The organism is Streptosporangium sp. NPDC002524, assembly GCF_040295985.1.
Classification (GTDB): domain Bacteria; phylum Actinomycetota; class Actinomycetes; order Streptosporangiales; family Streptosporangiaceae; genus Streptosporangium.
The window spans coordinates 71,795-93,674 of the sequence record NZ_JBEOWK010000025.1 but is presented as its reverse complement, the minus strand read 5'-3'; the positions used below and the strand labels follow the sequence as shown (position 1 = coordinate 93,674).

Annotated in this window: 19 protein-coding genes; 4 read left to right on the top strand and 15 right to left on the bottom strand. The window is 70.5% G+C overall.

Going from position 1 to position 21,880, the window contains the following annotated elements:
* The first annotated feature begins 22 nt into the window (after positions 1 to 22).
* The gene (locus ABT053_RS33765) at positions 23 to 1,033 is read left to right on the top strand and encodes an acetamidase/formamidase family protein (RefSeq protein ID WP_350974664.1); all 1,011 of its coding nucleotides are present in this window, start codon (positions 23 to 25) and stop codon (positions 1,031 to 1,033) included.
* A 298-nt stretch (positions 1,034 to 1,331) separates the two neighbouring features.
* Here the strand turns inward: ABT053_RS33765 and ABT053_RS33760 are convergent, their stop codons facing one another.
* Positions 1,332 to 2,219: a Gfo/Idh/MocA family protein gene (locus tag ABT053_RS33760; protein WP_350974662.1), complete on the bottom strand. Its 888-nt coding sequence runs from the start codon at positions 2,217 to 2,219 to the stop codon at positions 1,332 to 1,334.
* A 114-nt stretch (positions 2,220 to 2,333) separates the two neighbouring features.
* Positions 2,334 to 3,278, bottom strand: coding sequence for an NAD-dependent epimerase/dehydratase family protein (locus tag ABT053_RS33755; protein WP_350974660.1), 945 nt, complete (start codon positions 3,276 to 3,278; stop codon positions 2,334 to 2,336).
* A gap of 121 nt (positions 3,279 to 3,399) precedes the next feature.
* Between ABT053_RS33755 and ABT053_RS33750 the strand changes: the two genes are divergently transcribed.
* Positions 3,400 to 4,101: a TetR/AcrR family transcriptional regulator gene (locus ABT053_RS33750; protein WP_350974658.1), complete on the top strand. Its 702-nt coding sequence runs from the start codon at positions 3,400 to 3,402 to the stop codon at positions 4,099 to 4,101.
* A 142-nt stretch (positions 4,102 to 4,243) separates the two neighbouring features.
* Complete coding sequence (locus ABT053_RS33745; RefSeq protein WP_350974657.1) at positions 4,244 to 6,418, top strand: GmrSD restriction endonuclease domain-containing protein; 2,175 nt, start codon at positions 4,244 to 4,246, stop codon at positions 6,416 to 6,418.
* 252 nt (positions 6,419 to 6,670) lie between these two features.
* On the opposite strand, the gene ABT053_RS33740 is transcribed toward ABT053_RS33745, so the two are convergent.
* From ABT053_RS33740 to ABT053_RS33730, 3 genes are read right to left on the bottom strand one after another with little or no spacing between them, the layout of a single operon-like run.
* Entirely contained in the window at positions 6,671 to 7,705 is a 1,035-nt protein-coding gene (locus tag ABT053_RS33740) for a serine hydrolase domain-containing protein (protein ID WP_350974655.1), read from the bottom strand.
* Positions 7,705 to 9,009 carry a UDP-N-acetylglucosamine 1-carboxyvinyltransferase gene (locus ABT053_RS33735; protein WP_350974654.1) on the bottom strand — a complete coding sequence of 435 codons (1,305 nt, stop codon included), beginning with the start codon at positions 9,007 to 9,009 and terminating at the stop codon, positions 7,705 to 7,707. Before ABT053_RS33735 ends, ABT053_RS33740 begins: the two co-directional genes overlap by 1 nt.
* A gap of 7 nt (positions 9,010 to 9,016) precedes the next feature.
* Positions 9,017 to 9,622 (bottom strand): LbetaH domain-containing protein, encoded by a 606-nt coding sequence (locus ABT053_RS33730; protein ID WP_350974652.1) that lies wholly within the window; start codon positions 9,620 to 9,622, stop codon positions 9,017 to 9,019.
* Between the two features lie 325 nt (positions 9,623 to 9,947).
* Between ABT053_RS33730 and ABT053_RS43520 the strand changes: the two genes are divergently transcribed.
* Positions 9,948 to 11,321 carry an NsdA family TPR-like regulatory protein gene (locus ABT053_RS43520; RefSeq protein ID WP_502991931.1) on the top strand — a complete coding sequence of 458 codons (1,374 nt, stop codon included), beginning with the start codon at positions 9,948 to 9,950 and terminating at the stop codon, positions 11,319 to 11,321.
* A gap of 253 nt (positions 11,322 to 11,574) precedes the next feature.
* Here the strand turns inward: ABT053_RS43520 and ABT053_RS33720 are convergent, their stop codons facing one another.
* The 10 genes from ABT053_RS33720 to ABT053_RS33675 all read right to left on the bottom strand — a co-directional run bounded on the left by ABT053_RS33720 (position 11,575) and on the right by ABT053_RS33675 (position 21,856).
* Positions 11,575 to 12,126 (bottom strand): hypothetical protein, encoded by a 552-nt coding sequence (locus tag ABT053_RS33720; RefSeq protein WP_350974649.1) that lies wholly within the window; start codon positions 12,124 to 12,126, stop codon positions 11,575 to 11,577.
* 150 nt (positions 12,127 to 12,276) lie between these two features.
* The gene (locus tag ABT053_RS33715; RefSeq protein WP_350974647.1) at positions 12,277 to 13,560 is read right to left on the bottom strand and encodes a D-arabinono-1,4-lactone oxidase; all 1,284 of its coding nucleotides are present in this window, start codon (positions 13,558 to 13,560) and stop codon (positions 12,277 to 12,279) included.
* Between the two features lie 236 nt (positions 13,561 to 13,796).
* Positions 13,797 to 14,132 carry a TraR/DksA family transcriptional regulator gene (locus tag ABT053_RS33710; RefSeq protein ID WP_350974645.1) on the bottom strand — a complete coding sequence of 112 codons (336 nt, stop codon included), beginning with the start codon at positions 14,130 to 14,132 and terminating at the stop codon, positions 13,797 to 13,799.
* A 322-nt stretch (positions 14,133 to 14,454) separates the two neighbouring features.
* Entirely contained in the window at positions 14,455 to 14,784 is a 330-nt protein-coding gene (locus tag ABT053_RS33705; RefSeq protein WP_350974644.1) for an SSI family serine proteinase inhibitor, read from the bottom strand.
* Between the two features lie 1,138 nt (positions 14,785 to 15,922).
* Positions 15,923 to 17,635, bottom strand: coding sequence for a 2-isopropylmalate synthase (gene leuA, locus ABT053_RS33700; RefSeq protein WP_350974642.1), 1,713 nt, complete (start codon positions 17,633 to 17,635; stop codon positions 15,923 to 15,925).
* Between the two features lie 631 nt (positions 17,636 to 18,266).
* Positions 18,267 to 18,944: a polysaccharide deacetylase family protein gene (locus ABT053_RS33695; RefSeq protein ID WP_350974641.1), complete on the bottom strand. Its 678-nt coding sequence runs from the start codon at positions 18,942 to 18,944 to the stop codon at positions 18,267 to 18,269.
* Positions 18,941 to 19,225, bottom strand: coding sequence for a hypothetical protein (locus ABT053_RS33690; protein ID WP_350974640.1), 285 nt, complete (start codon positions 19,223 to 19,225; stop codon positions 18,941 to 18,943). Before ABT053_RS33690 ends, ABT053_RS33695 begins: the two co-directional genes overlap by 4 nt.
* Entirely contained in the window at positions 19,222 to 20,076 is an 855-nt protein-coding gene (locus ABT053_RS33685; protein WP_350974639.1) for a class II fructose-bisphosphate aldolase, read from the bottom strand. The genes ABT053_RS33690 and ABT053_RS33685 overlap by 4 nt, the downstream gene beginning before the upstream one ends.
* Positions 20,067 to 21,401: a 1-phosphofructokinase family hexose kinase gene (locus ABT053_RS33680; protein ID WP_350974638.1), complete on the bottom strand. Its 1,335-nt coding sequence runs from the start codon at positions 21,399 to 21,401 to the stop codon at positions 20,067 to 20,069. Before ABT053_RS33680 ends, ABT053_RS33685 begins: the two co-directional genes overlap by 10 nt.
* Complete coding sequence (locus ABT053_RS33675) at positions 21,398 to 21,856, bottom strand: hypothetical protein (protein WP_350974636.1); 459 nt, start codon at positions 21,854 to 21,856, stop codon at positions 21,398 to 21,400. Before ABT053_RS33675 ends, ABT053_RS33680 begins: the two co-directional genes overlap by 4 nt.
* Between the last annotated feature and the right edge of the window lie 24 nt (positions 21,857 to 21,880).

Below are 21,880 nucleotides of genomic sequence, written 5' to 3'. Positions count from 1 at the left end.
GATTCGCCGAGGGAGGCCCGCGATGAACGTCTTCTCCTACCGGCCCGCGCCCGAGGACCTCAGCTACACCTTCGGCGGGCGGCCCGCGGTGGCCAGGATCGCCCCGGGCTCGATCGTCGAGACGTACACCGAGGACTGCTTCGGCGGCCTGGTGACCTCGGTCGACGACCTGCCCTCGCGCGTCTGCGAGTTCCCCTACCTCAATCCCGTCACCGGGCCCTTCCACGTGGAGGGGGCCGAGCCGGGCGACACGCTCGCGCTGCACTTCGTCTCCATCGAACCGGCGCGGGACTGGGCCGTGTCGGCCACGTTCCCGCACTTCGGCGCGCTGACCGGCACCCACACCACCGCGATGCTCACCCCTCCCCTGGAGGAGCTGGTGTGGCGGTACGACATCGACACGGCCGCGGGCGTGGTCCGCTACCACGCCCGCAGGAGCGACTTCACGGTCGAGTTGCCGCTCGACCCGATGCACGGCACGGTCGGCGTCGCGCCCGCCGCGTCCGAGGCCCGCATGACGATCACCCCGGACGCCCACGGCGGCAACATGGACACCCCCGAGCTGCGTGCCGGGGTGACCGTCTACCTCGGCGTCAACGTCGAGGGCGGGCTCTTCGCGATCGGTGACGGGCACGCCAGGCAGGGGCACGGCGAGGTGTGCGGCACCGCCGTCGAGGCGGCGATGAACACCGTCGTCGCCGTGGAACTGATCAAGGGGGTGAGCACCCCGTGGCCCCGCCTGGAGGACGACGGCCACCTGATGTCCACCGGCTCGGCCCGCCCGCTGGAGGACGCGTACCGGATCAGCCAGCACGACCTGGTCACCTGGACCTCCGAGCTCACCGGCCTGGACCAGCTGGACGCCTACCAGCTGGTCAGCCAGATCGGCGAGGCACCGGTGGGCAACGTCTGCGACACCAACTACACGATGGTCGCCAAGCTCCCCAAGTCCGCCCTCGGCCGCCCGTCCGCCTACGAGTCGGCCCACGACCGCCTGCGCGCCCTCGGCCGGAGGTACCTGGCCGAACGCTGACCGGGGCCCTCCCCTCCGGACCTCGGCGAGCCGGCCGTTCACGCCGCGCCATCGGGGGCGCACGACGCGGGCGACCGGCTCGCGGCGCGAACGGCCCGCTCGCGGCGCGGACGGCCCGCTCGCGGCGCGGGCGACCGGCTCGCGAAAGCGGTGGCAGTCGGCTCGACACGGGCGATCGGCCCACGGCGACGACCGGCTCGCGGCGCGGACGGCCCGCTCGCGAAAGCGGTGGCAGTCGGCTCACGGTACGGGCGACCGGCTCGCGGAAGCCGTGACGGCCGGCTCGCGGCGCGGGTGGTCAGCTCGCGGCGGTGACGATGTCCTCGCAGATCGCGTGGGTGGCCAGAGCGTCGGCGGCGTCGAGGACGGTGCCGGAGCGGACCGCGTCGAGAAACTCCAGGCAGACCTGTTCGATGCCCCGCTGCCGGGAGACCGGGGTCCAGTCGCCCCGCCTGGTGAGGGTCTCGGCGCCGGTGTGGTCGATCACGTCGGCGAGGTTGACCACGCGGCGCTTGGAGCCGCCGCCCATGACCTCCACGGTCTCCTCGGCCGAGCCGCCCATCCTGTTCATGATCCCGAAGGCGGTGAAGCCGTCCCCGGACAGTTCCAGCGTCACGTGCTCCAGCAGCCCGTCCCTGACCCGGGTGCGGATGCCGGTGTGCTCGACCTCGCCGGGCACCAGGAACCTGAGGGTGTCCACGACGTGGACGAAGTCGTCGTAGACGACGGTCCGCGGGTCGGCGGGGTGGCGCGCGCGGTGCTTCTGCATCACCACCAGGTCGCGGGGAAGGTCGCGCAGCGCCGCGTAGGACGGCGCCCTGCGGCGGTTGAAGCCGACGAGCAGCGACCGTTCGCTCTCGCGGGCCAGCCGCACCAGGCGCTCGGACTCGGCGAGGGTGTAGGCGATCGGCTTGTCCAGGTAGACGTGGACGCCCGCCCGCAGCAGCGGCTCGACGACCTCCGCGTGCGCGGCCGTCGCGACGTGCACGAAGGCCGCCTCGACCCCGGCGCCGAGCACCTCGTCCACCGAGGAGAACCGGCGCCCGACCCGGTAGGCGTCCCCGAGGCGGTCGAGCGTGGCGCGGTCGCGGGTGCACAGGTGGAGGTCGAGGCCGGGGGTGACGCCGAGGACCGGCAGGTACGCCTTCTCCGCGATGTCCCCGAGGCCGATGACAGCGATCTTCATCCCCAAAGCGTACGGCGTGCTCCCCGGCCCCTCTCCGGCGCACGCACCCCCCGGCCCCTCTCCGGCGCACGCGCCCCCCGGTCCCGCTCCCCCGCGTACGGCGTGCGGGTTCCCCTACGCCGCCACGGCCAGGCGGTCGCGCCACCACGCGAGCGTCGCGGCCAGCGCCTCGTCCATCGGGGTCGGCGCGACGCCGAGGGCGGCCCGGGACTCCCCGGAGTCGAGGACGAAGGGGCGGACGAACTGGTAGCGCAGCTCCTCCAGCTCCCCCAGCATCGGCGAGAAGAGAGCGGCGGCGCGCAGCATCACGTGGGGCAGGGCCTTCACCCCCGGGTCGGGGACTCCGGCGAGCGCGCACAGGCGGGCGGCGACCTCGCGCACCGTCATCGGCTCGTTCGTCGGGACGTGCCACGCGCGGCCCCAGGCGCGGTCGCCCTCGCCCGCCGCGACCAGGGTCCGCGCGACGTCGGGCACGTAGGTCCAGCTGTGCGGCTGGGCGGGGTCCCCGGCGAAGCGGACGGTCTTTCCGGCCAGGAGCCTGGGGACGAACCGCTCCCCGAGGTGTGACTGGTCGAGGCAGCCGGGGCCGAAGTAGTCGGATCCGCGCACCTCGGTCACCCTGACCCGGCCCGCCTCGTGCGCGGCCAGGGCCTCCCGCCACACCTTGGCCCGGATCGCGCCCTTGACGCTGGGCGGGTCCAGCGGGTCGCTCTCCCGCATCGGCTTGTCGGGCGCCGCGTAGACGTAGAGGTTGCCGAGGATGACGTATCCCGCGCCGGTGGTCTCGGCGGCTCCCAGCATCGACGCGGCGAGCGGCGGCCAGTCGCGCGCCCACTCGTGGTAGCGCGGGTTGACGCAGTTGTAGAGGACGGCGGCGCCCCCGGTCAGGGCGGTCAGCTTGTCGCGGTCGCTCACGTCGGCGGCGACCTTGCGGACGCCCGGCAGGTCGGGGCCCGAGCCCGAGCGGCTGAGGAGGACGACCTCGTGTCCCTGCCCGGCCAGCAGCCGGGCGACCTCGGAGCCGACCTGACCGGCTCCCGCGATGACGTGCTTGGCCATGATTCCTCTTCCCTTGCGGTCGTATGCCTGTTCCGCTATGAGAGCAATGCTCTCGTTAGAGAGCACCGATCGTCAAGAGCAGTGCTCTCTTTTCTTCTCAGTGCTCTGATATGGTCGCGGCATGAGTTCGAGCCTCACCGCACGCGAGAGGGTCAGAGCCGAGCTGACCCGCGAGATCACCGACGTCGCCCGGCGGCAGCTGGCCGTCGAGGGCGCGAGCGGCCTGTCCCTGCGCGCGGTCGCCCGCGAGATGGGCATGGCCTCCTCGGCGATCTACCGCTACTTCCCGTCCAGGGACGACCTGCTCACGGCCCTGATCATCCACAGTTACAACGCCGTCGGCGAGGCCGTGGAGAAGGCCGACGCGGCCGTCCCGCCCGAGGACCACGGCGGCAGGTGGATGGCGGTCTGCCACGCCGTACGGGACTGGGCGCTGGCCCACCCGCACGAGTACGCCCTGCTGTACGGCTCCCCCGTCCCCGGCTACCGGGCCCCGCAGGACACCGTCGCCGCCGCGGTCCGCGACACCGTCGTCTACGGCCGGATCGTCTCCGACGCCCACCGCGCCGGGGCGCTGAACCCGCCCGGCACCACCCCCCCGCCCCTCCCGCCGTCCTTCCACGAGGACGCCGCGCGGGTGCGCGAGCTGATGCCCGGCGTCCCCGACGACGCGGTCGTCCGCGGCCTGGTCGCCTGGACCGGCCTGTTCGGGTGGGTCAGTTTCGAGCTGTTCGGCCAGTTCGACAACGTGATCCTCGACCGCGCGGCGGCCTTCGACCACGCCATGCGCCGCCAGGCCCGCACCCTCGGGCTACCTGCCTGATACGTCACGACTTGGCCGCAATGAGTAACACCCGGATGTCTGGAGTGATAAACGAGGAGAAAGGCTCTCAAGTGAGCCGTCCCTTCGATGGACGAAAGGCATCCCCGACTTCATGGTGGAAAGTCCTATTCACGGCGAAGGCGTGACGGTCCGCGCTCTCTTCGAGAGCAATTCCTTCGCGCTGGACTACTACCAGCGGGAGTACACCTGGACCCGTCACGAGGTCGGCACGCTGATCGACGACCTCAGCCGGCGCTTCCTCGGCCAGTGGAAACCGCTGCACGACCGCGAGGAGGTCGGCCGCTACGCCCCGTACTTCCTGGGTCCCTACGTCTACCACGAGAGCGGGGGCCGCACCTTCCTCGTCGACGGCCAGCAGCGCGTCACCACGCTCCACCTCGTGCTGATCTATCTCCGGCAGCTGCTGATCGACCAGGAGAGATGGATCGACGCCGACGAGCTGGAGCGGCTCACCTACACGGCGCGGCACGGCAAGCGGAGCTTCAAGGTCGGCAGCTCCGAGGAGCTGTCACGCGCGCAGCTGCTCAACTCCCTGGTCACCGATTGGAACGGTCTCAAGGGGTTCACGCTGCCCGGCAACGCCCACGTCTCGGTGCGCAACCTGCACGACCGGAGCAGGGAGATCGACGGGGAGTTCCCCGAGGTGCTGCGCGGCGAGGCGCTGGTGCCCTTCGTCCACTGGCTGCTCGACCGCGTCTGCCTGGTCGGCATCCGGGCCCTCGACCAGGAGAACGGCCGCGAGATCTTCGTGTCGATGAACGACCGGGGGCTCCGGCTGAGCCACGTGGACCTGCTGAAGGGCCACCTCTTCCGGCGGGTCGACACGAAGGCGCGCGAGGACCTCGGCGGGGCCTGGGCCGACATGCTCGCCCGCCTCACCACCTCCGAGACCGACTCCCCCGAGGCCAACACGCCCAGCGCGTACGTCCGCTCGTTCCTCCTCGCGCAGTACGCGGACCTCGGCGAGGGGTCCACGGACGCCGCCGAGATCGGGCGGGCCGTCCACGAGTGGATCCTGCGCAACGACGTCCAGCTCGGCCTCGGCCGGGTGGCCGACGCGCAGGCGTTCGTGCAGCGGCTCACGAACGTGTCGAAGCGCTACTGCGAGCTGCTGCGCGCCTGCCGGGAGTTCACCCCGGCCCTCGCCGGCGTCTACTTCAACGGCCACAACGGCATCGACAACCAGTTCACGCTGCTGCTCTCCGTCGTCTCGGCCGAGGACTCCGACGAGGTGTTCACCCGCAAGTGCTCGATGGTGGCGTCGTTCCTCGACCTCGTCTACGTGCGCAGGTCCGTCAACAACCTCCCGGTGCAGCGCCGCGACCTCGACGAGATCGTCCACCGGCTCATCCCGCTGCTGCGGATGTGCCGGACCACCGACGACGTCGCCACGGTCCTCGGCCGGGAGACCTCCCTGCTCGAACACGACTTTCGCGAGCTGGCCTCCTTCGGGCTGCGGGCCAACAACCGCCGCCTGGTCCGCTACCTGCTCTCCCGGATGACCGCCCACGTCCAGCGCGAGTGCGAGGGGGGAAACCACGAGTACACGTTCCTGCGGGGAGGGCGCGAGTACGAGATCGAGCACATCTGGGCCAACCGCTTCGAACGGCACAAGGCCGAGGTCGAGACCACCGCGGAGTTCTACATCCGGCGCAACCGCCTCGGCGCCCTGCTGCTCCTGCCCAAGTCCGTGAACGCGAGCTTCCGCGACGACCCGTACGAGCGGAAGATCGAGCACTACTACGCGGAGAACCGGCTCGCGGCCTCCCTGCACCCCAAGAGCCGCCTGCGCAACACCCCGTTCACCCACTACCTCAGGGACTCGGGCCTGGACAAGGCGTTCCTGCCCTGCCCCGAGTTCGGCGTACGGGAGATCGAGCGGCGGCAGACCCTCTACCGGCTCCTCTGCGAGGAGATCTGGAACCCGGTCAGGCTCGGCTACCGCCTGCCGACGATCGTCCTCCCGGAGCCCGGCCCCGATCAGGGCGGGTCCCGCCGCCACTACGGCGTCGAGGTCGTCGATCTGATCAAATTCGGCCTCATCGCGCCGAACACCAAGATCTTCCGTACCGTCAGGGGCGAGATGCACTACGCCACGGTCGAGGAGGGCGGGACGATCAGGGTGGTGGCGACGGGTCAGGCCTACCACTCCCTGTCGGCCGCCGGGGCCGCGGTGGCCGGGACGAGGGCGTGCGCCGGGTGGGACGTCTGGCGCGTCGATCGCGACGGAGCCGCGCTGCCGCTGAAACGCCTCCGCGAGGAGGCCATCCAGCGCGGCCTGACGTCCAAGGTCTGACGTCGCCCGGCGAGGGGGGCAGTTCCCAAACTCGCCGGGCTGAATTCCGCGGTAACCCGTGTCGGCAGCCAGGATGTTGCTGCCGTGACCGAGCACCACAGGTGTGCCGTGGTGCCGAGCCGCCGCGCGGCTGACGTCCGGCCACGCCATGGGATCGGTATGGGTGAGCAACCGGTCGGCGGGCCCTCCGAGCCTGAGGGTGGTGTGGTCGGCCAGATGCTCACCCATGGGTGATCCTCTCCTTGGAGCAGATCAGAAGGTGGCACAGATCGTTTTTTTGGCGAGCGCACGGAGCGGGGCGATGCGGTCGCGAGCGGGTCCGTGGTAGACGGCGTTGGTGCACACGACCACGTAATGACCGGCATGCGGGGCGAGATAGAGGCTGGTACCGGTGAAACCATGGTGGTAGGCGATCTGTTGGCCATCGGCGAGGATCCAGGACAGGCCGCGCTGAAAGCCGGGTTCGATGTCCGCCTGCGGCACGAGGCTGGCCTGCAGCCATGCACCGGTGGCCGTGCCTAGCCCTGCGAGCAGATGACCCGCGTAAACAGCAAGGTCCGAAGGGGTGGAGAACACCCCGGCATGTCCCGCGACACCGCCCAGCAGGGCGGCGTTGTCATCATGAGGCGCACCCCAGATCCGGGGAGCTCCGGTCAGGCGCTGCTCGGTGGGAGCGACGTGTCGGGCACGGGCGACAGGCCCATAGATCGTGTGTCTCATGCCTGCTTTCGCCCACAGGTCTTCGGCCAGTTGATGCAAAGGCCGGGCGTGGACGTGGGCGAGCGCCAGGCCGAGAAGGATGTAGCCGCGGTTGATGTACCGGTGGGTGCCGGGCGATTGTTCGAGTGGCTCTCGACACATGAGTTCGGCCAGCTCGGTAGGGGTGTTGCGGTAGCGGTCGAGACGGGTCTCGGCGCGCAGTCCAGATGAATGCGCGAGTAGCTGCCGGACGGTGACGTCGCCGCTTGGAGCATCACCGTCGATGAGTGGCAGGTAAGCACGAATGGGCGTATCAAGATCCATCACGCCCTCGGCCACGGCACGACCGACCAGTGGCCAGGTGGCGACCACCTTGGTCAATGAGGCGACGTCGTACACAGTGTTCTCGTCAGGCGGGCTCTCACCGCACTCGGGAGCGACGACCCCCGCGGTGAGAACATGCCTGTCCCCGCCCGTTGACCCGTAGATGATGACGCCACCCGGGGAACCGCCGCTTTGCACCAGCTCGTGCAGGGCTTCACCCAGCCGCTGGGTATCTTCTGCCGCGAACGGCCGAGAAGCACGCATCAGGTCTCCTGATCGATGGATATGTCGGCCCCCAGCGTGACGAGGTTGTCCAGTAGCCGGCCATAGCCGCGCCGGAGGTGGTACATGCCGCGGATCGTAGAGGGTTCCGGTGCGATGAGGGCGGCGATCACCAGAGCGGTGACGGCACGGATGTCCTCGGCTTGGGCTTCCGCACCGTGCAGACGGGTGGGACCGTGCACGCTGATCCCATGGTCTCCCGAGGAGAGGATCGCACCGAAGCGGCGAAGCTCCGTTACGTGTGTGTCGCGGCGAGGGTAGACGCGTTCCTCGATCCGGGAAACGCCACGAGCCTGGGTGAGCAGAGCGGTGAGTTGCGGCTGGGTGTCGGTCGGCAAGCCGGGATGCGGACCCGTCGCCGTCCGCACGGCGATCAACTCACGGAACGGCAGCGCGCGTGTGCCGCTTGGTGTCTCGTGCAAGGCGATACCCGCGTCCGCCATGACGGACACCAGCCCGTCCGGGAACTCAGCCGGGCTGATGCCTTCCAGATGTACGCTGCCGCCGGTCGCAGCGGTGGCCATCACCATGGTCGCGGCCTCGATACGGTCCCCCGCGACGGTGAACACACCGCCGCCGATCCGATCCGTTCCCGTGACATGCAGGCCTTCACGATCCCAGGCGACACCAACACCGCCGGAGGCGAGGAACTGAGCGGTGTCCAGGACTTCGGGCTCGATGCTCGGATGGACGATGAGACTGGTGCCCGGCGCGCGAGCCGCCAGCAGCAGAGCGCTTACCGTTGCTCCCAGACTCGGCCCGTACGGAGTGCCGACGTCCGTACGGAACGAACGCGGGCCACCGGTGCCGAACCAAGCCCGAACGCAACCATTCTCGATGCGTACCTGAGCCCCGGCCGCGCTCATCGCGTTCAGGTGCCGGTCGATATAGCGGGGACAGAAAGCGTCTCCACCAGGTAGCGGAAATGTCGTACGTCCGGCACGTGCCAGCACAGCGGCGCCCAGGACAGCGGAGGTCCGCACTCGGCGGCCAAGCTCCAGGTCAACGATCGGGTTGACGATGTCGGCCGGAGTGACGGCGAAACGTTCGTTCCCCTCCTCCACCCCTGCGCCGATGTGCCGGAGGATGCGGGCGCACACCTGCGTGTCGGTGATGTTCGGGGTCCGACACAGGGTGACCGGCTCGTCGGCCAGCAGAGTGGCCGCGTACAGGTGCAGGGCGATGTTCTTGCTGCCCTGCACAGCGATCTGGCCTGATAGCGGGCGTCCGCCGATGATGCGAACGGCGGTCGTGGCGGACGGAACGACGGGAGGTGACGTGGTCATCGAAATCTCACCTGACCCTGCTGCCGGACGGCAGGAAACCACCGATGTGACCACGGGGATACACCACCGTGCCGGAGCCGATGAGGGTTCCGGGCGTCAGGACCGTACCTGCGGGAAGCATGACCTGATCACCGATCACGGCTCCGAACTTCGTCTGCCCGGTACCGACACGCCGCCCGTCGAGGTTCACCGTGATCTCTTCGGTTGCCGGTTCGGCGACCGGCCCCCGGTCGCAGCGCAGGCCGGTGGTGGAGCAGAACGCGCCCAGGTTGACGCGTTGGCCGATCACCGAGTCACCGATGAACGAGGGATGCTTCATGAGGATGCCGCCGGTCAGCAAGCTCCGGGTGATCTCCGCCCCGAAGCCGATGCGACAGCCGGGTCCGATCACGCTGTGATCGCGTACCAGCGCCCCGGCTGAGATGACCGCGCCTTCGCAGACCAGAACAGGTCCGCTGACGGTGGCGCCGGCCTCGATGCGACCTCCGTCCTGCACCACCACCCGGCCGGTGAGCAGAGCCCCCGGCTCCACGATCCCTGGCCGGAAGGGCATCGTTTCCGTCTGGTCCAAGCGGTCCAGCTCACCTGTCATCACCGGCTTGATGTCGAACACCGACGGGCACCTGTGCAGCAAGTCGGTGATGTACGGACTGCCGATGTCATCGAGGTCGAAGTAGTACCTCGGAGTGAGCCGAACGTCGATGACACCGGTGAAACCAGCGGTCGGAGCAGGAAGTCGCACGTGGGCCTCCTTTCCCGGTCAGGAATGGTCGTCCTGAGCGGGATGGTGAGTGGATTGCGAGGATTCGCCCGTGCGATTGACGGCTCGCGAACCCGAGCCGACGATCGAGGGGGTAACAGTAAGTGAACCCGCGATCACCCCTGACGAGTACGGTTACGGGGAGGCGGATCGGTATACGAGGTATACGGGGTTGGCCATGACGCAGCGCGCACCGAACAGTCGGTTGAAAGACGTCGTCGCGGAGTCCGGATGGACGTACGCGGCACTCGCACACGCGGTACGGAAGGTGGCCTCGGAGAACGGCGAGTCTCTACGGACCAACAAGTCGGCCGTTGACCACTGGATCGCCGGGACCCTGCCCTCGGGTCAGACCGGGCGATATCTGGCTGAAGCACTGTCACGCCGTTTGGGACGTGTCGTAACTTTGGATGACCTCGGTCTGCATTCCCCCGCAAGCCGGGAAGAAGACGACAGCATCGGACTGTCCATCGGTCCCGACCCGTTGGGCGTCCTGGCCTGGATGTGGAGAGCGGATTTGGACCGACGACGCTTCTTGTCAGCCTCCGCGTACTCCGTAGCCGCCGCTGTCCTACCTCTGGAACACGTCCGCGACATGGCGGCCCGCGCGGCGACGGCCCGCGCAGGGGGCATCGCTGGGAACGCGGAGGTAGCAGCGGTTCGGGACATGGTGAGGATGTTCACCGAGATGGACGAGCGCCACGGCGGTCAACATGGCCGCTCCGCGCTCGTTCAGTACCTCATGAGCGATGTGGCAGCCCTCTGCCAAGGTCGCTTCCGCACCGAAGAGGCGCGTCGGCACATGGTCTCCGCCGCCGCTTCCGGTGTGCACCTGGCGGGCTGGAAAGCGTACGACGCCGGAGAGCAAGGTCTCGCTCAGCGCTACTACCTGCAGTCCTACGCTTTGGCCACCGATTCCGGAGTCATCGGGCACGACGCGTTCGTCATGCGGACCATGGCTCAGCAAGGGATGAAACTGCACCGGCCGGAACATTGCCTCGCTCTCGCCGAGAGCGGCCTTTCACGGATCCGCGGAAAGGTCGACGCGCAGACCGAGGCGCTGTTCGCGGTCACGCACGCGCATGCCCTGGCAAAGACGGGTAAACGCCACTCGGCCATCCAGGAGGTGGAACGCGCGCGTACCTACCTGGCTGCCGAGCAGGGTGATGAGATGCCGTTCTGGGCTCTGGCATGGGGGCCGCCGGTCGCGACCGTCCATTCGCGCACCGCCAAGGTCTTCGAGACCCTCGGCGACCGGAGCGGAGCCGCCGAGCAGTACGCCGTCGCGGCGGCGAGCCGGCCACCCGGAACGTACGCGCGAATCGTCGCCCTTGACCTGGTCGCCCAGGCCGAGACGCAGGCGGCGCAGGGCGGGGTCGAGCAGGCGTGCGCGACCTGGGGTCGGGCAATGGACGTCATGGACGGAGTGCACTCCGTCCGTACACGCAAAGCGGTGGTGGCCATGCGCCGCAGCCTGACGCCGTTTCGTGCCAGGGGGTTACGTTGCGCCCAGGACCTGGACGAACGCGCGATCGACTTCCTCAACGGTTGAGCTTGGCCTGCATGCGCGGAGAGGTAGGTGGGACGACTCCTGCGGAACCGCGCCTTCGCAGGGGAAACTCCCACGGGGATGGCCTCATCGGGGGTCGATCCGGCCGGAGTAAAGATGACCGATTCGACCAGCCAAAAGACAAATCGTTTGTTTCGAGGGGCTTTCCAATGATCATTGGAAAGCCCCTCGAAACAAAAACATTCAGACAGACCACGACTTCGGCGATGATCGTCGTGAGGCCGGCCGGAGTCCCCTACCGGGAGAACTTCTTGCGCACGGCCCCCCGGATGACCTCGCCCGGCCGCTGCTGCTCCCCGTGCAGGGAGGTGAGGACGACCATCAGCCCGGTGAGGGCCGGGACGACCCACTGCATGAGGCGCAGCTGCTGCTGCGTCTTGGCGACGTCGTCCGGGGTCTCCTTCTCCGGTTTCACCGCGGCCTCCACCGGCACGTCGCCCGCGTCCGCGAGCTTGGCGCCGAGCACCCCGGTGTAGCCGGTCGCGGCCAGTGCCGCGACGGTGAGCGCGGCCTTGACCGCGGTGCTCGCCCCCACCCCCTGCTGGTGCGCCACCCGCTGCTTGTTGGCCGCCAGCAGGCCGACGGAGCCGATGAGGAAGGCACCGATGCCCACGGCGTTGACCGGCCTCCAGCGCCCCCATCCCACATTCGCCACCCGCAGGCGCTCGCTCCTGTCACTGACCACGGCGGTGGCGCCGTTGAGGCCGATCGCGCCCATCAACGAGCCCCCGAACCAGGCGGCCAGCCCGACGTCGTGCATCGCGCGCACGACCGTATTGCGTTCCATGCTTATCCCCCTCGTCACCAGCGCTGGATTCACGAGCTATTACGGCAGGTATCACACCGTTACTCACTGTGATGGGAGTTGACTACCCGGTTCAGCTCGTGCGATCCGCTTGTGAGCTGATGTCCGGATCAAGGTTGGGGCTGGGAACGGTCAGGAAGAAGAATCACCGGCGAAGAGGCGGGCGTCGAGGAACGGGTTGCGGAACTTGCCCGCCGGGTCGAGCTCGGCGGCCAGCCGCCGGAAGTCCGGAAGCCGGTCGTACAGGGAGGCCAGGCGCTCGGACCCCATGAGGAAGAGCTTCCCCCAGTGGGGACGGGCCTCGAAGGGCTCCAGCAGCTCCTCGACCGCCGCGATCACCGGGCTCACCGCGGGCCAGTCCTTCTTCCAGGTGAAGTGGACGGCGACGGTGTCCTCGCCGTAGGAGGTGCTCAGCCACAGGTCGTCCGCCGCGACGGTACGGATCTCCGAGACCTGCAGGACGGGGGCGATGACGTCCCCGGCCGCGTCCAGCGCGCGGAGCGCGGCGAGGGCGTGGCGGCGCGGGAACAGGTACTCCGACTGGAGCTCCTCCCCGCTGCTCGGGGTGAAGTCCAGGCGGAAGTGCGGCAGCCGGTCGTACCAGGGGCCGGGCACGCCCATCTGCGCGGTGCAGCTGACGGCGGAGAGCCCCGGCAGCGGGTGCCGGTCGGCCGTGGCCGCCGTGGCGCCCAGCCAGGTCGGCGCCGGCTCCCACGGGCCGGACTCGCCGTCGCGGCGCTTCACCCACACCTGGTCGATCCCGGAGCCGCTCCAGCCGGTGAACAGGCCCACGCTGTACGCGGCCGAGAGGATCTCGTCGAAGTGCTCCTCCATCCGCGCCCACGACAGGTTCTCGTAGACGTACTGCCGCACCTGGAAGGCCGGGACGACGTCGAGGACGACCCTGGTGACGACGCCGAGCGCGCCGAGGGCGACGACGGCCCCGGCGAAGCGGTCGCCGTCCTTCTCGCGGCTGAGGACGGTGATCTCACCGTCCGCGGTGACCAGTTCGAGGCCGGAGACGGCGGTGGCCAGGTTGCCGTTGGCGACGCCGGAGCCGTGCGTGGCCGTGGCGCAGGCACCGGCGACCGAGATGTGCGGCAGCGACCCGAGGTTGGGAAGGGCGTACCCCTGGTCGTGCAGCCACCGGCTCAGCTCTCCGTAGCGCACCCCGCCACCCACCGTGACCGTGCCCCGCGCCGAGTCGAGCTCGAAGCCGGCGGGCAGGCCCTCCAGCGAGACGAGGTCGCCGCCGGGACGGTCGGCGATCTCGTTGAAGGAGTGACGGGTGCCGAGGGCCCCGACGGCGCCGCTGCCGGCGACCAGCTCCTGGAGTTCCTCGACGCCGCCGGGGCGGTGGAGCCGCGCGGCGCCGTAGGTGATGTTGCCCGCCCAGTTCCGCGATTCTCTGGTCACGATGTGCCCTCTCTACGCCTCACGTCAGGCCGTACGAGGCGGATGCGCGCCACACGCGGGTGATCGTGCGGGACACGGGCTCACTCGGGTGACCGTGAGGGGCACGGGTCGCGCCGGGCGATCGTGGTCTCGGTCTTGCGGGACACGGCTCATGGCCGGTGATCGTCCGGGGCGCGACGGCGGGCATCGCCGCACCCAGGGTAGTTCAGGAATTTCGCTACATTCGCCGCGAGTCGCTATCGCGCGCGTCCGGCGCACTCGATGCAGGTCCGGGCGATCGGGCGGGCCTTGAGGCGGTTCAGGGCGATGGGCCGCCCGCAGTCGTCGCACACGCCGTAGGTGCCCTGCTGGAGCCGCTCGGCCATCTCGTCGAGGGCGGCGAGGTGCTCTCGCGCCCTGTCGAGCAGGGCCTGGAGATGGGACCGCTCGAAGGCTATCGTCGCGCCCTCCGGGTCGTGTTCGTCGTCGTTGGCCACCAGGGCCGACGAGTCGGCGAGATCGTCCCAGTCACGCGTCAGCGCGGTGATCTGGGTCACCGTCCTCTCGCGGTCGGCGGTCAGAAGATCCCGCATGGCCGCTCGCTGAGCAGAAGACAGCACGGTTCCCGAAGGCTGCTTGCCCATCCCCGTCTCACCCCGTCCTACCGCGGATCCACTCCTGGCCGTGGGCGTCGCCGGCGCGTGGCGCGAGGCCGCCCGACCTGGGACTTCCTCCCAGTTTACGGCTCGCCGGGGTGGGCGGCCCCCGCTCGGGGCCCGGAACCGCCCGTACGGCGGCGGGCTCGCCCGATCCCTCTCGTCTCTCCGGTCTCCGTGGCCTCTCCGGCCTCTTCGGCACCCGTCCCGTGTTCCGGGCGTGCGCCGCGGGACGGGTGCCGACAAGCTCTGACGGGTTCTAGAAGTCGAAGATCGCTCCGGTCGCGGCGCGCAGCTCGCACTGGTTGCTGAAGGTCCGCCGGTATCGGATGTAGTGGTCGTTCCAGGTGCCGTCCGCGGACGCGCTGACGGGGTCGTAGTGCCGCGGGCAGGCCACCCACGGCAGCCTGACATAGGCGGGATTGCCCTGCGCCCGGCCGAGCAGCGCGCACGCCTCCGGCCCGCGAGGGTGTGTGCCGTACGTCGGCACGCACGCCAGCCGGACGGTCCGTGCCCGGCCCTGCCTCTCGACGGTCAGCGTGAGGCGCCTGGAGTACGGCCCGCCCGGCGGGTCCCACGGCGGGGTCACGATGGGCGGGCGAGACGGCAGCGGCGGCGGGATCGGGATCGGCCGGGGCGGGATCGGCTGGCCCCACGGCGGACGGGGTGGGGTCGGCCGAGGCGGAAGCGGCCGGGGCGGAAGCGGCCGGGGTGGGAGCGGCCGGGGTGGGGTCGGCTGCCCCCACGGCGGACGGGGCTCAGGGGGCTCCGGGGGCTCCGGGTTCGGGCGAGGCGGCGGGGGGTAGGGCAGCGGGAGCGGCCGGGGCGGCCACGGGGGCGGATCGGCGATCGATTGGGCCGCGAACGGGTCAGGCGTATGGCGCGGTGGCTGCGCGTCCGCGGCGGCGGTACCGCTGAGGATGACGAGCCCGGCGGTGGCCAGGCCGAGGATACATCGCATGAATTCCCCCGATAAAAACGAATTTCGCAAATAACCGAATATGTCGCTTTCGGTCAGTTCGGAGGGAATCATTTGTGCCCTGAGCTGCGAAGAGGCTATATCGGCGACGTTGGGATGTCTCGCAGCGACTCGCCATGGAATGCCATGAATTTGTCAGTTGGCAGAGCCTCCGGGTAGCCCGTCTGGAGAGGGGTTCGGGGGCGTTCCTGTCGCATCGATCCGTACGGTGAGAACGGGTTTCGCGGTGGTTCCCATGACCGCGGCATCCATGACCGTGATGTCCCTGGCTGTGATGTCCCTGGCCGTGATGTCCGTGGCCGGTCCCGTGGCGGGAGTCTTGGCTGTCGCCTCGCGGTCACGCGCCTCCCGGTGTCGTGATGCGAGCGGAAACGACTCGACCGCGCCCGGACGGTTCTCGCGGTGGGCGCGGTCGAGTGGGCGACATCGGTGCCTTGTGGGCGGCTGTCGAACCTCGTACGGCAGGTCGTGCCGTACGAGGTGGGGCTCTGTGCGGGAAGGAGTGGCGTGGGAAGAAGCGATGCCCGCGTGAGCGAGCGTGGGACGCGACCGGCTCACGTGCCGGACGGAGAGAACGCGACCGGCGCGACCGTACGCGAGAGCCGTACCGGATGAGAGGCGCGGGCGGCGCGGGCGGCTCGGCCGTGTGTGGGCCGTGCCGCCCGGACTACGCGAGAGCCGTACACCCGGACCGCGTGGGGGCCGTACACCCGGACCGCGCGAGGTCGTGCCGCCCGGGTCCGATCCGCTAGCGGCCGGCGCGGTTGACCGCGGAGATGACGGCCTTGAGCGAGGCGGTGGTGGTGTTGGAGTCGATGCCGACACCCCACAGGGTCCGGCCGCCGATCTCGCACTCGATGTAGGAGGCGGCCTTGGCGTCGGTCCCCGCGCTCATGGCGTGCTCGGCGTAGTCGAGGACGCGTACCTGGACACCGACCCGGGCCAGGGCGTCGCAGAAGGCGGAGATGGGGCCGTTGCCGACTCCCTCGACCTCGCGGATCTCACCGTCGAGGCGCAGGTCGGCGCTGATGGCGTCCTTCCCGTCACCCCTGGAGGTGGTCCGGTGGGCCAGCAGGCCCAGGCGGCCCCACGGGCTGGCCGGGTTGGGCAGGTATTCGTCGGTGAAGACCTCCCACATCTGGGTGGCGTTCACCTCGCCGCCGATGGTGTCGGTGTGGGTCTGGACGGCGCGGGAGAACTCGATCTGCAGGCGCCGAGGCAGGTCCAGGTGGTGGTCGGCCTTCATGATGTAGGCGACCCCACCCTTTCCGGACTGGCTGTTGACCCGGATGACCGCCTCGTACGTACGGCCGATGTCCTTGGGGTCGATCGGCAGGTACGGGACCGCCCAGGCGAACTCCTCGACCGGGACGCCCGCGGCGGCCGCGTCGCGCTCCAGGTGCTCGAAGCCCTTCTTGATGGCGTCCTGGTGGGAGCCGGAGAAGGCGGTGTAGACGAGCTCGCCGCCCCACGGGTGGCGCGGGTGGACGGGCAGCTGGGTGCAGTACTCGGTGACCCGGCGGATCTCGTCGATGTCGGAGATGTCGACCTCCGGGTCGACGCCCTGCGAGAACAGGTTCATGCCCAGCGTGACCAGGCAGACGTTGCCGGTGCGCTCGCCGTTGCCGAACAGGCAGCCCTCGATCCGGTCGGCCCCGGCCATGTAGCCCAGCTCGGCGGCGGCGACGGCGGTGCCGCGGTCGTTGTGGGGGTGCAGGGAGAGCACGATCGAGTCGCGGTAGGCCAGGTTGCGGTGCATCCACTCGATCTGGTCGGCGTAGATGTTGGGCGTGGCCATCTCGACGGTGGCGGGCAGGTTGACGATGACCTTGCGGTCGGGGGTGGGCTGCCAGACGTCGTTGACGGCGTCGCAGACCTCCACCGCGTACTCCAGCTCGGTGCCGGTGAAGGACTCCGGGGAGTACTGGAAGTAGATCTCCGTGTCGTCCATCTCGGCGGCCAGCTTCTTGCAGAGCTTGGCGCCCTCGACCGCGATCGCGGTGATGCCCTCGCGGTCCTGGCCGAAGACGACCCGGCGCTGGAGGGTGGAGGTGGAGTTGTACAGGTGGATGATCGCCTGCTTGGCCCCGCGCACCGACTCGAAGGTCCGCTCGATCAGCTCTGCCCTGGCCTGGGTCAGGACCTGGATCACCACGTCGTCGGGGATCAGATCCTCTTCGATGATCTGCCGTACGAAGTCGAAGTCGGTCTGGGAGGCGGCGGGAAAGCCCACCTCGATCTCCTTGTAGCCCATCTTCACCAGCAGCTCGAACATCTGGAGCTTGCGGTGGGCGTCCATGGGGTCGATCAACGCCTGGTTGCCGTCGCGCAGGTCGACGGCGCACCACCGGGGGGCCCGGTCGATGACCTTGCCGGGCCAGGTGCGGTCGGTCAGCCGGATCGGCGCGAAGGACTCATAGCGCTTGAACGGCATGGGGCTGGGCTGCTGCTGCGGATACATGCAAGGCTCCTCGACTGGGAAAACAATCGTGGCCGACGCGCATGGCTCGCTCCGCGACGAGGGAGCCGGCCTCTACAGGCCCTCGTCGCGGCAGCTAAGAAGCAGGCCGCGCAGCATGCCTAGCACGTTAGCAGACGTCTCAGGATGCCCGAGCCCCGGTCTCACATGGCGGGACTCGAAGATCTACCGCATCCCACCCACGAAAGGCCCGCGACCTGACGCGACCCGGCATGAGGGCTCACGCCCCGGAACGGGAACGTACGGGAACCCGGGGCACCCGCCTCGCGCTGGGTCTCGACATGGCGCCACCCGGCACGAAGGTCCACTGCCGGACCGGAAACGTACAGAAACCCCGGGCGTCCGCCTCGCGCCGGGCCTCGACATGGCGCGATCCAGTACGAATCAGCGCGACCCGGCGCGGAGGCCCACGGCCCGGACCGGAAACGTACGGGAACGCCGTGCGTCCGCCTCGCACGGGCCTCGCGGATCCCGCCGAGGCGACCGCTCGTTTCCGGGACCGCGGCCCGAAACAGAGAACTTCGGCCTTCGCCGGAGGCCCCCGAACAACCGGGCGGCCGGGCGGCCAAGCGGCCAGGCGGCCGGCTGACCAGCCGATCGGGTGATCGGGCGGTCAGGCGATGCGCTGGATCATCGTGTTGCTGATCTGGTAGCGGTACCCCGCGTCGAGCACCGCTCGGTCCTGTTCGGGGCCGGTGCCGAACGGCGAGCCGTACAGCCACACGAAGCCCGGTGCCTCGCGGCCGGTGACCTTCTCGACGGCGCGGCGCGGTGCGAAGATCTCCCGTTCGATGTCGGCCGGTGTGACGACCTTGGAGATCTGCTCGTGGGAGCCGGTGTGCGGGATCACCAGGTGCCGCTCCGCGATCCGGGCGACCTGGTCCCAGGTCATGGCCAGCCGCTCGGCGCCCAGCTCCTCCTCGACCAGGTCGATGTCGTGCGCGTCGGCGAAGGCGCGCTGCTCGGGGACCGGGCAGTCGATGAAGCGGGTGATCACCGGGAACCAGGCGACGATGCCCAGCTCGTCGCAGATCGGCGCCGCGACGGTGGCGTTGTTGAGGTATCCCTCGTAGAAGACGGGGATGAAACCCGGCCGGTCGAGCCCCCACTCACCGGTGGCGTAGAACCGGTCGAGATCCTCCAGCGTGACGCAGGCGAACGAGGCCGCGTAGGCGGCGAGCTCCTCGCGGAGCCGGTCGGCCGTCGACTCCGGCGTGTTGTGGTAGTTGACGACGCGCAGGTAGCGGCCCTCGTCCATCGCCGTGCGGTAGCCCGCGAACCCGCCGCTCATGCCCGGCCCTCCTCGTCGAAGTGGAGCCGCGCCACCACGGTGAGCACCGAGGCGAGCGCCGCGAGGTCGCCGTCGTCGGCACCGGGGCGCAGCCGCCCGGCGTAGTGGCCGGTGATCCGGTCGAGCTCCGGGCCGTCCGCGCGGTCGCGCGCTCCGGGGAACCGGCCGGTCAGGTCCTCCAGGGCGAGGAACATCGGGATGCCCTCGCGTTCCAGGGCCCGCTGCTCGCAGTCGGCCAGGACCCCCTCGGGGTCGGGGTGCGGGACGTATCGGCCGCTCATGTGTCATCTCCTTGGTGTGCCGTGTGCAGGACGCGCAGCAGATGGGCGACCTGGGCGGCGACCGCGTCGCGGGCCGCGCCGAGATAGCCGCGCGGGTCGACCTTCCCCGGCCGGTCCGCCAGGCTGCCGCGCACGGCGGCGGTGAACGCCTGGTTGAGGTGGGTGGCGATGTTGATCTTCGTCATGCCGTGTCGTACGGCCCGCGCGAGACCGTCGTCGGGCACTCCCGACGAGCCGTGCAGCACGAGCGGGACGGGGACGGCGTCGCGGAGGGCGGCGATGAGGTCGAAGTCGAGCACGGCGTCGCGGGTGAGCATCGCGTGCGAGGAGCCGACGGCCACCGCGAGCGCGCCGACCCCGGTGGCCTCGACGTAGGCGGACGCCTCGCCCGGCTCGGTGCGGGCGCCCGGCGCGTGCACGCCGTCCTTGCCGCCGATCTCGCCGAGCTCCGCCTCGACGAGGACCCCGCGCCGCCGCGCCCGCCTCACCACGTCCGCGGTGGCCGTCACGTTGGCGGCGTACGGGAGCGCCGAGGCGTCGAACATGACCGAGCCGAAGCCCAGCTCGACGGCCTCGTCGACCAGGCCGGGACGGGTGGCGTGGTCGAGGTGGACCGCGACCGGCACGGTGGCGGCCCGCGCGATGGCCAGGCAGGCCGCGCCGATCGGGGCCAGCGTGCCGTGGTAGGCGACGGTGTTCTCGCTGAGCTGGAGGATCACCGGCAGCCCGGCCTCCTGGGCGCCGGAGACGATGCCCTCGGCGTGCTCGATCTGGATGACGTTGAAGGCGCCCGCCCCGCGCCCGGATCTCCGGGCCTCGGTGACGATCTCCCCCGCCGGGGTCAACGGCACGATGTGCCCTCGCTTTCTTCGTGAGCGTCTTCGGGGCGGACACGGTCGGGGCGAACACGGTCAAGGTGGACGCGATCAAGGTGGACGCGGTCGACGTGGACGCGGTCGACGTGGCCGAGGTAGGGCTCGGGGTCGACGCGTCCCGCGACGGGGTGACCGACCGCGGCGGCCGACAGGGCGGCGGCCTCGACGAGGGCGCGCGGCCAGTCCCAGCCGCTCACCAGGCCGAGTGCCAGCGCGGCCACGACCGCGTCGCCCGCGCCGGTGGGATTGCCTCCCGGCACCTCGGGAGGCACGGCCCTCCACCGTCCGTCGGGAGTGTCGGCGTACAGCCCGCGCGGGCCGTCGGAGACCACCACCGCGCGGGCCCCTTCCCCGCGCATCCAGGCGGCTCCCCCGGCCAACCCGGCCAACCCGGCCAACCCTGCCAAGCCGGACGGGCCGGGGTCGGCGCCGGGGAGACGCCCGGCCGGGGCGGCGTGCTCCGTAACGGAACCGGCCACGGAACCGGCCAGGGAAGCAGCCGCGGAACCCGACACGGAACTCGACGCGGAACCCCTGGCACGACCAGCCGCCGACCCCATCCCGGGACCAGCCTCGGGGCCCGTCGCACGGCCAGCCTCGGGACCCGTCGCGGGCCACGGTGGCGCCGGACCCGCGACGGAGGCGGACAGCGCGCCGGCCAGCTCGGCGGCGTTCGGCTTCACGATCTCGGGACCCGCCCGGAGCGCCAGCCGGAGCGCCGTCCCGCTCGTGTCGAGGACGGCGGGCACGCCGTGCCCGGTGGCCAGCCGGACGAGGGTCGCGTAGGCGTCCGGCGGAAGTCCGGGAGGCAGGCTGCCGGAGAGGACCACGGCCGAGGCCTCGGGCAGCAGCCCCTCCAGCCGGTCGCGCAGGGCCTCCCACTCCCCCGGCGTGACGACCGGCCCGGGCTCGTTGAGCATGGTGACCGTCCCGGCCCCGCCGTCGACGACGGCGACCGTACGGCGGGTCTCTCCGGCGCAGGCCACGAACGCGTGGCCGATCCCCGCCCTGTCGAGATCGGCCAGGAGCTCCCCGCCGGTCACCCCACCGGCGAAGCCGAGCGCCACGATCTCCGTACCCCTCGCCGCCTCCCCCGGCCTCCCGAACGGCCTCCCGAACCCGCCGGAACCGGAGGAGGTGTCCCCGGCCGTACCGAGGAGACGGAGAAGCCGGGCGACGTTGACGCCCTTGCCCCCGGCCTGGACGGACATCCCCGCGACGCGGTTGGTGGCGTCGACGACCAGCGCGTCGACGTCGTAGGTGACGTCGAGCGCGGGATTGAGGGTGACGGTGAGGATCACGACAGGACACCCCCGCCGGTGGCGACGACGCCGGGGTCCGGCCAGCTCACCAGCACCAGGTCGGGATCCAGGCCGAGTCCCTCCGCGAGCAGCGTGCCCGCCCTCGCGACCGCCTCGCGCATCGCCGCCGCCTCGCGCCGCCGCCCGCGGACCACGATCACCGCCCCCGCGTCGACGACGGCCTCCCGGGCTACCTCGGCGGGCGCCGAGGTTTCGCCGGGAACGACCGCCTCGGCGGTTTCGGCCGGAGCGGGAACAGCGCCCCCGGCGGGCGCGACGGCTCCGGTGACACCAAGGCCAAGATCAGGACCGGGACCGGGACCGGGACCGGAGGCGACCCGCTGGACGATCACCGCCCCCGGCGGGAGGCCGAGCGCCCGGCCGAAGGCTCCGGCCAGGCTTTCCGCGAGCGGCGCGGGAACCGGATGTGCGGTGACGAGCTGGAGGAAGGGCATGGCGGCTCACTCGGCGGTGGGGAA